13 protein-coding genes and 2 riboswitches are annotated in these 12,498 nt (G+C 44.4%); of the genes, 12 read left to right on the plus strand and 1 reads right to left on the minus strand.

Annotation, left to right across the window (positions count from 1 at the left end; translation table 11 throughout):
- The first annotated feature begins 104 nt into the window (after window positions 1-104).
- The 4 genes from VP98_RS12465 to VP98_RS12480 all read left to right on the plus strand — a co-directional run bounded on the left by VP98_RS12465 (window position 105) and on the right by VP98_RS12480 (window position 2,452).
- Window positions 105-701 carry a hypothetical protein gene (locus VP98_RS12465; RefSeq protein ID WP_046175727.1) on the plus strand — a complete coding sequence of 199 codons (597 nt, stop codon included), beginning with the start codon at window positions 105-107 and terminating at the stop codon, window positions 699-701.
- 294 nt (window positions 702-995) lie between these two features.
- A complete protein-coding gene (locus VP98_RS12470; RefSeq protein WP_046175728.1) occupies window positions 996-1,409 on the plus strand; it encodes a hypothetical protein in 414 nt (137 codons plus the stop codon).
- A 5-nt stretch (window positions 1,410-1,414) separates the two neighbouring features.
- Window positions 1,415-1,858, plus strand: coding sequence for a hypothetical protein (locus tag VP98_RS12475; protein WP_046175729.1), 444 nt, complete (start codon window positions 1,415-1,417; stop codon window positions 1,856-1,858).
- A gap of 15 nt (window positions 1,859-1,873) precedes the next feature.
- Window positions 1,874-2,452 (plus strand): SCO family protein, encoded by a 579-nt coding sequence (locus tag VP98_RS12480; protein WP_046175730.1) that lies wholly within the window; start codon window positions 1,874-1,876, stop codon window positions 2,450-2,452.
- A 39-nt stretch (window positions 2,453-2,491) separates the two neighbouring features.
- Here the strand turns inward: VP98_RS12480 and VP98_RS12485 are convergent, their stop codons facing one another.
- Window positions 2,492-3,415: an NAD(P)/FAD-dependent oxidoreductase gene (locus VP98_RS12485; protein WP_046175731.1), complete on the minus strand. Its 924-nt coding sequence runs from the start codon at window positions 3,413-3,415 to the stop codon at window positions 2,492-2,494.
- 128 nt (window positions 3,416-3,543) lie between these two features.
- On the opposite strand from VP98_RS12485, the gene VP98_RS18590 reads away from it, so the two are divergent.
- The 8 genes from VP98_RS18590 to VP98_RS12520 all read left to right on the plus strand — a co-directional run bounded on the left by VP98_RS18590 (window position 3,544) and on the right by VP98_RS12520 (window position 12,303).
- Entirely contained in the window at window positions 3,544-3,699 is a 156-nt protein-coding gene (locus tag VP98_RS18590) for a DUF1540 domain-containing protein (RefSeq protein WP_082087928.1), read from the plus strand.
- Between the two features lie 311 nt (window positions 3,700-4,010).
- Entirely contained in the window at window positions 4,011-4,838 is an 828-nt protein-coding gene (gene nadE / locus VP98_RS12490) for an ammonia-dependent NAD(+) synthetase (RefSeq protein ID WP_046175732.1), read from the plus strand.
- 296 nt (window positions 4,839-5,134) lie between these two features.
- Window positions 5,135-6,688, plus strand: a complete 1,554-nt coding sequence (guaA, locus tag VP98_RS12495; protein WP_046175733.1) for a glutamine-hydrolyzing GMP synthase — start codon at window positions 5,135-5,137, stop codon at window positions 6,686-6,688.
- A gap of 84 nt (window positions 6,689-6,772) precedes the next feature.
- Window positions 6,773-6,873, plus strand: a riboswitch (purine riboswitch).
- Window positions 6,874-6,966: 93 nt separating this feature from the next.
- Entirely contained in the window at window positions 6,967-8,301 is a 1,335-nt protein-coding gene (locus tag VP98_RS12500; protein WP_046175734.1) for an NCS2 family permease, read from the plus strand.
- Window positions 8,302-8,389: 88 nt separating this feature from the next.
- Window positions 8,390-9,232, plus strand: a complete 843-nt coding sequence (gene glcT, locus VP98_RS12505; protein WP_046175735.1) for a glucose PTS transporter transcription antiterminator GlcT — start codon at window positions 8,390-8,392, stop codon at window positions 9,230-9,232.
- Window positions 9,233-9,413: 181 nt separating this feature from the next.
- Window positions 9,414-11,480, plus strand: a complete 2,067-nt coding sequence (ptsG, locus tag VP98_RS12510; protein ID WP_046175736.1) for a glucose-specific PTS transporter subunit IIBC — start codon at window positions 9,414-9,416, stop codon at window positions 11,478-11,480.
- An 89-nt stretch (window positions 11,481-11,569) separates the two neighbouring features.
- On the plus strand, window positions 11,570-12,112 hold the full coding sequence (locus tag VP98_RS12515) for a DUF2179 domain-containing protein (protein WP_046175737.1): 543 nt from the start codon (window positions 11,570-11,572) through the stop codon (window positions 12,110-12,112).
- Window positions 12,109-12,303, plus strand: coding sequence for an NETI motif-containing protein (locus VP98_RS12520; protein WP_046175738.1), 195 nt, complete (start codon window positions 12,109-12,111; stop codon window positions 12,301-12,303). Before VP98_RS12515 ends, VP98_RS12520 begins: the two co-directional genes overlap by 4 nt.
- Window positions 12,304-12,377: 74 nt before the next feature.
- A riboswitch (purine riboswitch) is annotated at window positions 12,378-12,477 on the plus strand.
- Window positions 12,478-12,498 lie beyond the last annotated feature (21 nt).

The following is a 12,498-nucleotide window of genomic DNA, read 5'->3' on the forward strand; positions in this document are numbered from 1 at the left end:
AATAACTCATCGGGAATACGAGCAGTGCAGCACTGAAAAGAACTGATACGCAAAAAATTTCCTGAATGAACAATTCGGATCACAATGGAAAGGAGGAGAAGAAGGTGAACTTCAAAAAAAGAAAGGTTAAAAAATTATATACGTCAGGACCTGTGATAAATGCCACAAATGCTCAAGCGGCGCAAGAGCTGTGGGTATCGGTTATGAATTTTGATCATTCTGAAGTTAAAGTAGAAGTAGAAGTATTGAATTGGGGCGATCCCGCTGTTTCTTCTGGCCTTGTCACAACACCGGCTGGTATGGCCATACCGATGAAAGCGATGGCTGTACCAGTTATGCCGGCAGAACAAGTAAAAGTTCCTGCCTGGCAGACACAGCACTTTTTTGCGGATTTATTAACAGGAGCCCCTTTAGCAGGGCCTGTTCTTTCATTTGAAATTCGCGTAACAGTCATTACTGATGACCCTCAGGCGAATGTGGTCTTTAACGCAGCCATCCTTGCTGCAGAAGCAGAAGAACTTCCAGAAGCTGAAGAGGCTGATGAAGATGAAGCAGAAGCTGCTGAGCTGACTGAGCTTGTGGCAGAGGAAGAAGAGGAAGAGGCTGAGGATGAAGCAGAAGCCGAAGCAGCTGCTTCTGTTACAGCTGCTTTTGTGCCGTTTAAAGATTTTGTTTTATTAGAACTGAAGAAGCTGAAGTAAAAGCGGCTGTGCCTGTGCCGCTCAGAGAAGGTTTCATGTCGGGTAATAAAGTAAAGCAGAAGATGTTTTTTGAAAAGGCTCCCGGCCAGCCCGAGGGGCTTTTTCATTCTGTTGAAATAAGAGAGAAGCTGTCTCGCGCTTCTGCAGGTTCAGTTCAGCCTGTTTGCGATCTTTTGAAAGAAACTAGCGCATTTCTGGCTGATAGAAGAAATATTGGCTCAAAGAACTGCATATTGATAACAGCGAAAAAGCAGCCGCTTCTTTGGCTGATAAAAGTGAGGTGCCAGGAAGGTTATGCCTGCGCTGTTTTATCTGTTAACAATAGACGTATTATTCTATATAGGCGCTTTTGTATATGCGTTTAATAAGAAAAAGCTTATCGGCATTCAACTCGGCATGAATATCAGCCAGATAATGGGCGGAACCGCGGCACTGCTTTCGGGGATCGTGCTTATCTCAGAGTTCCCCTTTCATTTTACAGTGGTCACCTTTATTTCCGCAGTAATCGGCATTCTGGCAGGAACGCTGTTTGGGCTGCTTTTTGATTATCAAACCGCCTTAACAGGAGTAACGAATGGCTTTATGATGGGGCTTATGTCTCCGATGCTGGGATCAATCATAAACACATCCAGCCTGGTTATCTGGTTTGTTCACGTCGTCTTTTTTTCTTGCCTGCTTTTCATTATGATTTCTATTCAAAGGTCGTGAAACCATTGCTCTTAATTATACTGTTAAGCAGCTGGAATGGCGTGGGCGGATACAGGCTTTACCGTGTATTTAAGAAGAAACAGGTGCTTTTTGATGATCATTTTACTCTGGCCGCCTGCATGGCTGTTACAATGCTTACATCGTTTTTGGCCGGATTGTATCTCATTTTACTTTTTCCTGATTTTTATATAATCCCGCTGCTTTCAGGTTTATGGATCGGCTGGAGGTTTGGTGCTGTTTTAAGGAGCCCGGCTCTTTTAAGCGGACTTTATAACGGGGCAGCCGGGGCGCTTACGGGGACAATGCTCGGTGCGGTCCTGCAAAATCCCGCTTTATGCAGGCTTCCTGCTGAAGCCGCCGGCATGGCGGATCTTTACAGCATTCCAGTGGCTGCCGCCTGCTTTTACATGTGTATTTTAGCCTCATTGCGTTATTCTTTACGAATGTAGGAAGGAGAGTGGCAGATGAAGAAAGCTGGAGCTGCTGTTCTGGCCGGTGCGGCGTTATTACTTCTTTATTTTGCTGTTGTCTCTTTATCAGACCTTCCCAAGCTCGGAAAAGTAAAAGAAGCTTCTTTAAAAGAAGTAAGCGGAAATACATTTTCAACAGAGGGCAAGCCGGTGCTAGTCACTTTTTTTTATACGAAATGCCCCGATGTTTGCCCGCTTACAACGCAGGACTTAAAAAAGCTTCAGAATGTCTTAAAGGAAAAAGGAATATCGGAGAATCAGTATGCGATCCTGTATGTTACGCTTGATCCTGAGTACGATACCGTTCAAACGATATTAAAGTATAAAGAAGCATTTGATATTTCTTCACCTAACTGGCTGTTTATGCGGGGTTCTGAAAAAGAAACAAAAAAATATGCAGAGCAGTTTAACATGGTGTATGAAAAAGAGGAGGAGGGCTTTATTACTCACTCAACCTCCATGTATATACTGGATGCCAGCCGGAATATAAGAGCTGTTCATGATATGGCAGCAGGGAACAAAAGGGTGAATATTGAAGAAACAGCCGGGCATCTCATGGAATTAATCAAGTAAATAATACGGGCGGCAGGCATAAAACGAGAAGAACGCCGCTCAGGTCAATCCTTTATCCCAGTTTTCCGCGGCGAAATCGCCATTTATTTTCACGGCCGCTTCATATCCCTGGCTTGCAGCGCCGATTAAGCTGGTAAACGTATTTTTGGCATCGCCAATAATAAATAAACCGTTAATATTTGTTTGTCCATGGCTGCCGGTTTCGTATTCATTTCTGTCATTTACCGGGACGCCAAGACGGGCAGGAATGGCAGAGCCCTGTCTTTCACCTGTTGAAGCCAGAAACCCGCCTGTCCGATTAAAAGTCTCTCCGGTTTCTAAAAGAACCTTCTCCAGCTTTCCGTCGGTTGACTGCAGTCCGGAAACCGGGGTTTCAACCAGCTGGATCCCGTGCTGGTCCAGCTGTTGTTTTTCTTCTGTGCCAATATGGGCAGGTCCGTTTGTGAAAACGATTAAATCCTTGCTCCAGTTAAAAATAAGTTTTACAAAAGGCAAAAGGGCTGCTCCGCTGCCAAACAGCGCGAGCGGCTCGTTTTTTCTTTCCCATCCATCGCAGTAAGGGCAGTGAAAAACCGTTTTTCCATAAACTAGGTCTAAGCCCGGAATGGCCGGTAAATGATCTTTCATGCCGGTAGCAAAAATCATTTTTTGGCTTTTTACGATTTTTCCATTTTTTGTTTTAGTAATAAAAAAACCGTTGTGCCGCTCGACATCTTCTACCACATCTTTTACTACTGTCACGCTTTTGTATGTTTTTAGCTCTTCGTGTGCAATTTGCCGGAGAGCAGTAGGGCTTATTCCATCTCTCGTTAAAAAGCCGTGTGATTTAATCGTTACCTCATTTCGGGGATGGGCCTCATCAATTACCATTACTTTTTTTAACGACCTCCCTAACACAAGCGCTGCATTCAGTCCGCCGGGCCCGCCGCCTGCAATAACAACATCCAACAAATCCGTATCCATTTTTGCATGCCCCCATAATCAAGTTGTCGTTTCGCTTCTTCCCCCAACGCTTCAGAGTCAAACGTTTAAAATGGAAAGTATTATTCGTGTTCCGCCTGCTCATAATAAAGCGGAGGAGGTGGGAGGCAATGGCGAAGGATGTTCTTTGTGAAGTGAACAACTGCAAATACTGGAGCCCGGGGAATAAGTGCAGAGCAGAGGCTATTTATGTCGTCAGCCATAAAGGAAAACAGGCATCCAGAAGCGAAGAAACGGATTGTAAAACATTTGTACCGGAATTATAACTTTTGTATGACGGCCATTTCTTTTTGGCCGTCTTTTCTAGGGCTGCGTGCAATGCAGCCAGCTCTCGATCAGTAGTATGGATAATGTTTTCATTTTTATGCGTATTACGGAATTACATAAGCTGAATAAATGGGTTTACAGGCTGCTTTTCGGAAAAGAATGAGAGCAGCTTTTATTCCATTACACTGCTTTTTTAAAAGATTATGCTTTTTAAGCAGGGCATTGAGCTTTTGTGCTTTTGTTGGTTCATTCACATACAGAAGTGGTATGATACAAGAAAGAAACAGAATGAAAGGAGAATTCTTGTATCATGCGTGAACTACAAAAAGAAATTATTGAAGAACTGCAGGTGCAGCCGCAAATTGATCCGCAAAAAGAAATTCGCCGCAGTATTGATTTTCTCAAAGACTATCTCCAGCACCATTCATTTTTAAAAGGATTTGTACTCGGTATTTCCGGTGGACAAGACTCAACGCTTGCCGGCCGCCTCGCCCAGCTGGCAGTAGAAGAGCTTCGGAAAGAAACAGGCAGAGACTATCGATTTTATGCAGTGCGCCTTCCTTATGGGGTACAAAAAGATGAGCAGGATGCCCAGGATGCAATGAACTTTATCGGGGCGGATGAGCAGCTCACTGTCAATATTAAAGGAGCTGTCGATGCAAGCGAGCAGGCGTTGGAATCTGCAGGGATCAACATATCTGATTTTATCAAAGGAAATGACAAAGCGCGTGAGCGGATGAAGGTCCAATATGCGGTTGCCGCAGCCAAAAGTGCTGTTGTGATTGGCACCGATCACGCGGCTGAAGCGGTGACTGGGTTTTACACAAAATATGGAGATGGAGCGGCGGATGTAGTGCCATTATTCCGTTTAAACAAACGCCAGGGCCGGTCTATGCTGAAAGAACTTGGAGCGCCCGAGCATTTATACTTGAAGGTGCCGACAGCCGATCTGGAAGACAACAAACCACTGATTCCAGATGAAGCTGCATTGGGTGTTTCCTATGAGTATATTGATGATTATTTAGAAGGAAAAGAAGTTCCGGCTGAAGCCGCTGAGAAAATTGAAAGCCACTTTACCAAAACACGTCATAAACGTCACTTGCCTATAAGTGTATTTGATGATTTCTGGAAAAACTAACGCTTTCCGGCGCAAGCCGGGAAGCTTTTTTGATAAGCAGGGAATGTTTAAAGGAATACAGTTGCTCCTATCATAAACCAGGCGGGCTTAAAGCCCTTTAAAGAAATGAAGCGCTTCAACTGATGACCGCCGCCAAAGAACAAGCTGTTTGAATTATTATTTGAATTTTCAATAAAAAAGGCAACGCCTTGACCGTCTCCGGTGAACCATATAAAATGAGGTCAAAATGTGTGAAGACGAACAAAAATAGACAAAGGTTTCCGATAATACGGAATTGAAGGGAAGAGAGTAAAAACATGACAGGGAAATCAGAATTGCAACACCAGGAAATGATTCTTGTACTTGACTTTGGAAGCCAGTACAACCAGTTAATTACACGCCGTATCCGTGAGTTTGGCGTCTATAGCGAACTTCATCCCCATACAATCACGGCAGAAGAAATCAAAGAGATAAACCCGAAAGGAATTATTTTTTCGGGAGGCCCAAACAGTGTGTATGCAGATGATGCCTTTCATTGTGACGAACGTATTTTCGACCTGGATGTGCCGATCTTTGGCATTTGCTACGGCATGCAGCTGATGACAAAACACTTTGGCGGTACGGTTTCAAAAGCATCACACCGGGAATACGGCAAAGCGGCTATCAACGTCCAAAATGAATCTGCCCTGTTTACAGATCTTCCAAATGAGCAGGTAGTCTGGATGAGCCACAGTGATCTTGTGACAGAAGCGCCGGCTGGATTTACTATTGATGCTGTCAGCCCATCCTGCCCGATTGCGGCTATGAGCAATAAAGCGGAAAACCTGTATGCTGTTCAATTCCATCCGGAAGTAAAGCATTCTGTATACGGAAACGAACTTTTGAAAAACTTTGTGTTTGGCGTATGCGAGTGTACAGGCGACTGGTCAATGGAAAACTATGTAGAAATCGAAGTGGAGAAAATCCGCCAGATCGTCGGAGACAAAAAGGTACTTTGCGCTATGTCGGGCGGCGTGGATTCATCAGTAGTTGCTGTATTGATTCATAAAGCAATCGGCGACCAATTAACGTGTATTTTTGTGGATCACGGCCTTCTTCGCAAAGGCGAAGCGGAACAGGTAATGGATACCTTCGCAAATGGCTTTAATATTAATATCATTAAAGTAGATGCAAAAGACCGGTTTATGAATAAACTGGCCGGTGTATCGGATCCGGAGCAAAAGCGGAAAATCATCGGCAACGAGTTTATTTATGTATTTGATGATGAAGCATCCAAACTGGAAGGCATCGAATTTTTGGCTCAGGGAACGCTATACACGGATATCATTGAAAGCGGCACAGCAACTGCCCAAACAATTAAGTCCCATCATAACGTGGGCGGGCTGCCGGAAGATATGCAGTTTAAATTGATTGAGCCGCTCAACACGCTATTTAAAGACGAAGTTCGTGCGCTTGGCACAGAGCTCGGCATTCCAGATCATATCGTTTGGCGCCAGCCGTTCCCGGGACCGGGTCTTGGCATCCGTGTACTTGGAGAAATTTCAGAAGAAAAGCTGGAAATCGTTCGTGAATCAGATGCCATTTTACGTGAAGAAGTGGCGAATCACGGCCTGGAACGCGAAATTTGGCAGTATTTCACAGTTCTTCCCGACATCCGCAGCGTCGGTGTAATGGGAGATGCACGTACGTATGATTACACGGTCGGCATCCGTGCCGTTACGTCAATAGACGGTATGACTTCTGACTGGGCCCGTATTCCATGGGATGTGCTCGAAGTGATTTCAACACGGATTGTAAATGAAGTCGCTCATGTAAACCGCGTGGTGTATGATATTACAAGCAAGCCGCCTGCAACTATTGAATGGGAATAAAACGAACGAAATGAAATAAATGAAACATTTTGTTCGTGTTTTATATTGACGTATCAATAATATATCGCTAAAATGAAAGAGAACTTTATTACTTTTACATGCATCGTATATCGTCGAGAATAAGGCTTGACAGTTTCTACCGGACTGCCGTAAATGGTCCGACTACGAATGAATGGAAGGAGATAAGCCTCTTTCTAAATTCTTTTGTTAGTCGTACCCGGAGCATCCCTGCTCCGGGTATTTTTCGTTCGAATATAAGATCGAAGGGAGAAAAAAGAATGAAAAAGTTTTTCCGTATGGATGAACTCGGAACTACGTACAGCCGTGAGTTTATTGGCGGCCTGACAACATTTTTGTCAATGGCATATATTCTGGTTGTCAATCCGCTTACCTTGTCACTGGAGTCCGTACCAGATTTGCCCGATGCAATGCGGATGGATTACGGAGCGGTCTTTACAGCAACGGCGCTTGCCGCGGCGATCGGCTCGATTATCATGGGGCTTCTGGCGAAATATCCAATCGGGCTTGCCCCGGGTATGGGATTAAATGCCTTTTTCGCTTATACAGTTATTTTAACATACGGTATTCCGTGGCAGACGGCGCTGACAGGGGTTTTATTCTCCGGGCTTATCTTCATTATATTGACATTGACCGGGCTGCGCGAAACAATTATTAACGCGATTCCAGCTGAATTAAAGTACGCAGTCAGCGCCGGGATTGGCCTGTTTATTACCTTTGTCGGCTTTCAAAATGCCGGTATTATTGTTAATGATGATGCGGTGCTTGTCGGTCTTGGAGACTTAAGCGCCGGTCCGACGCTGCTGGCGATTTTTGGTTTAATCGTTACTGTTATCATGATGGCGAAAGGGATCAGCGGCGGAATTTTTTACGGTATGCTGGTTACAGCAGTAGTGGGCATGATCTTTGGACTGGTTGCTCTTCCGGAAAAAATCGTTTCAGGGGTTCCAAGCGTGGCCCCAACTTTTGGGGTAGCACTTGAAAATATTTTTCAAACGCCGGGTGAAGTGTTTACGCTGCAGATGCTTGTAATTGTATTAACATTTTTGTTTGTAGACTTCTTTGATACAGCAGGTACGCTTGTAGGCGTCGCAAACCAGGCGGGCTTGATGAAGGATAATAAGCTTCCGCGGGCAGGAAAAGCGCTATTCGCCGATTCATGTGCAACTGTGGCAGGCGCTCTTCTTGGGACATCCACCACCACTTCTTACGTTGAATCATCAGCAGGAGTGGCCGCCGGAGCCCGAACAGGACTTGCGGCGGTTGTAACGGGAATTTTCTTCCTGCTGTCGCTGTTTTTCTTCCCGTTATTGTCGGTTATCACTTCGCATGTAACAGCTCCGGCAATCATTATTGTGGGAGTGCTCATGGTGTCATCGCTTGGTAAAATTGACTGGTCGAAATTTGAAATTGCCGTTCCTGCCTTCCTGACCATTATTACAATGCCGTTAGCTTACAGCATTGCAACAGGAATTGCGATGGGCTTTATTTTCTACCCTATTACGATGATCGTAAAAGGCCGTTCGAAAGAAATTCACCCAATTATGTATCTTTTATTTGTTGTATTCGTTCTGTACTTTATTTTCTTAAAATAGTGAGTAACACCTCTCTGCAAAACAGAGAGGTGTTTTTTTTATCGGGCATCATGCTATACTGTTAAAAAAAGAACAACGAGGATGTGCTATGGAGAAATTTTTTGTGAGAAAAGTACTAAATAATAATGTGCTTATCGCGGCCACGCAGGACGAGACAGAAGTGGTCCTGATCGGAAGGGGAATTGGTTTTGGCCGCCAGAAAGGGGACAGCATTATCCGCAGTTCCGTTGAGAAGCTGTTTGTTTTAACCGATCGGAGCGAGCAGGAGCAATACAAAAAATTGCTGCCGCAGTTAGATGACGAAACGCTGAAAGTCATTATTGCGGCTGTTGAATTGATCCGCGAACGAGTGGGGGAAACGTTGAACGAGCACATTCACGTCGGCTTAACGGATCACTTATTATTTGCAGTAAACCGGATGATGCGCGGCATGGGAATCAGTAATCCATTTTTATTAGAAACGAAAGCGCTCTATCCGTTTGAATATGAAATCGCAGTTGAAGTAACAAAATTGATCAACAGCAAGCTGACAATCAGCCTGCCGGAAGGAGAAACCGGATTTATTGCTCTTCATATTCACAGCGCCATCGCGAATAAAAATGTCCGGGACTTAAGCCGCCATTCAGAATTAATAGCAAAGCTGATTAGAATGATTGAATCTCAGCTCGAGGTAGAGCTTGATAAAGAAAGTATTGATTATATGCGGCTTGTGCGTCATATCCGCTACACAATTGAACGGGTAGTGCGGGGAGAAAAAGTCGAAGAACCAGAAAAAATCGCAAATCTGTTGAAAACGGAATATCCCGTATGCTATAATTTGTCGTGGAAGCTGATCAAGATAATGCAGCAGACATTAAAACATCCAGTGTACGATGCGGAAGCGGTTTATTTAACGATGCATTTGCAACGGATTCAGACAAAAATGAAATAATTACATTGTTCTTTACGTGTTACTGATACGATCAGGCATGAGTAAAGGAGATACAGAGAAAATAGGGGTTTTTAGGACTTCTGTTTTCTGATGTCTTCTTTTCTCATGCCTTTTTTCGTTTATGTCTGGCTGATTCATCTTTGAGATGCACATACTATCCTTAAATAGAGGAGGAAAACACATGTTTAAAAAGCTTTTCGGTGTGCTTCAAAAAATCGGTAAAGCGCTTATGCTGCCGGTTGCGATCCTGCCGGCTGCCGGTCTTTTGCTTGCAATCGGCAACGCGCTTCAAAACCCGACGCTGACTGATCTGGCACCGTTTTTAACAGCCGACTGGGTTGTTAATATTGCAGGGGTTATGGAAAACTCCGGTGATATTGTTTTCGGTAACCTGCCGATACTTTTCGCAGTTGGGGTAGCCATAGGACTTGCAGGAGGGGACGGCGTTGCCGGTCTTGCTGCGATCGTTGGTTATTTAATTATGAATGCAGCTATGGGCACAGCCCTTGGCCTGGAGAAAATTGCCGTTTTAGAAGGCGGCGATCCGGCTTATGCCTTGATTCTAGGTATTCCATCCCTGCAAACAGGTGTATTTGGCGGGATTATTATCGGGGCTGTAGCTGCTTACATGTACAATAAATTCTTTAACATCGAATTGCCGTCATATTTAGGTTTCTTTGCCGGTAAACGGTTTGTTCCAATTGCAACGGCTGCTGCCGCTGTAGTAATCGGCTTATTGCTGATTGTGATTTGGCCGCCAATCCAAAACGGTTTGGACGCTTTCTCTCATGTATTATTAGGCGGAAACGTTGCTATTTCAGCGTTTATCTTTGGTGTAATTGAACGCAGCTTGATTCCATTTGGCCTTCATCACATTTTCTATTCACCATTCTGGTATGAATTTGGCCAGTATACAACAGCTGCAGGCGAGCTTGTCCGTGGTGACCAGCCTATGTTTATGGCTCAAATTCGTGATGGAGTACAGGACTTGACAGCAGGTACGTTTATGACAGGTAAATATCCATTTATGATGTTCGGCCTGCCGGCTGCCGCGCTTGCCATTTACCATGAAGCGCGTCCGGAGCGTAAAAAAGTTGTTGCCGGCCTTATGGGTTCTGCGGCATTAACTTCGTTCTTAACAGGTATTACAGAGCCGCTTGAGTTCTCGTTCCTGTTTGTTGCACCTATTCTGTTTGGAGTGCACGCAATCTTTGCGGGTCTTTCATTTATGACAATGCATCTTCTAGATGTAAAAATCGGTATGACGTTCTCTGGGGGTTTGATCGATTACACATTGTTTGGTCTTTTAAACCCGCAGACAAATGCGTGGATTGTTATACCAGTCGGCCTTGTATTCGCGGTTATTTACTATTTCGGTTTCCGCTTTGCGATTCGCAAGTTTAACCTGGCAACACCGGGACGCGAGCCGGAAGATACAGAAGATGACGATGCACCGGCAGTGGTTGCCGGAGATCTTCCGTATGAAATTCTGGAAGCAATGGGCGGTAAAGAGAATATTTCCAATTTGGATGCGTGTATTACACGTCTTCGTGTATCCGTCAATGATATCGGCAATGTTGATAAAAAACGCTTAAAGCAGCTTGGAGCGGCGGGTGTCCTTGAAGTCGGAAACAATATCCAGGCCATCTTTGGACCTAAATCAGACGGCCTTCGCCATCAAATGGCGGATATTATGAAGGGCAAGTCACCACGTCCAGCAGCAGCCGTAAAAACGGATCAAGAAGTACAAAAAGAAGTGGAAAATGCCACACCGGCTGCAATCCGCAATGACGTGGAAAGCAAGTTTGTTGCTCCAATTTCTGGTGAAATTCTGCCAATCACAGAAGTGCCTGACCCTGTTTTCTCTGGAAAAATGATGGGTGATGGTTTTGCAATCAAGCCGAATGACGGCACAGTTGTATCTCCGGTAAACGGTAAAATCATCAATGTATTCCCGACGAAGCATGCGATTGGTATTACGGCAGATAACGGCCGTGAAATACTGATTCACTTCGGTATTGATACAGTGAAATTAAACGGTGAAGGATTTGAAGCGCTTGTAGCGGAAGGCGACGAAGTAAAAGCAGGCCAGCCGCTCTTGAAAGTTGATTTAGATTATATTGCAAACAATGCAACATCAACGATCACGCCAATTATTTTCACAAACCTTGCAGAAGGACAATCGGTGACGGTTGAAAAGCCGGGCACAGTGAAAAATGGCGATGCAGACGTCATTACTATTAAATAGGAAACAATCCGCCTCAGCTGATTCGTCAGCTGAGGCTTTTTTAATTGCTGGCGGTATGATAAACTGCCGTCAAAGAGGGGTGAAAAATTTTGCTGGATAACGCTTTATTTATGGTTGTTATTATTTTGCTGATTAATATTGTGTATGTGTCGTTTTTTACGATCCGCATGATATTGACACTAAAGGGATACCGCTACACAGCGGCTTTTGTCAGCACTATCGAGGTAGTTATTTACGTAGTCGGCCTTGGGCTTGTGCTCGATAACTTAAATGAAATTCAAAATCTGATTGCGTATGCTGTCGGATACGGTCTTGGGGTTATCGTCGGCATGAAAATTGAGGAAAAGCTGGCTCTTGGTTATATTACAGTAAATGTGATTACGAAAGAATATGATAAAGATCTGCCGAAAACACTTCGTGAAGAAGGATACGGGGTAACGAGCTGGGCAGCGAACGGGCTTGAAGGCGAACGGATGGCGATGCAGATTTTAACGCCGCGCAAGTATGAGCTGAAGCTTTATGAAAGAATTAAAGAGCTTGATCCAAAAGCGTTTATTATTGCCTACGAACCGAAGTCGATTCACGGCGGCTTCTGGGTAAAACAAGTGAGAAAAGGAAAGTTAATGCGATGAGCAAAAAGAGAAATTTTCGAGTGGAAGAAAATGAAACCATTGATGACTGCCTGGCACGAATGAAGCGGGAAGGCTATATGCCAGCCCGGCGTATCGAAAAACCGTTGTTTGAAGAACGGAAAGAGAATGGAGAGACAATTTATGTCCCGATCGGCCGTGAAATCGTCTTTGAAGGAAAAATAATGACGTAAATACGAACATTAAAATATAAGTGATAAACATCGTTCGATTTTTTGTTGACAGCCCTTCTTTGGATTGTTAATATGTAGATGACAATAAAGCACCTCATATAATAGCGGGAATATGGCCCGCGAGTTTCTACCGGCTGCCGTAAACAGCCGACTATGGGGAAAGCATTCGAAATCTCGAACGACTGCGGGCGGATC

It is taken from the genome of Domibacillus indicus, assembly GCF_000970685.1.
In the GTDB taxonomy this organism is placed as follows: domain Bacteria; phylum Bacillota; class Bacilli; order Bacillales; family Domibacillaceae; genus Domibacillus; species Domibacillus indicus.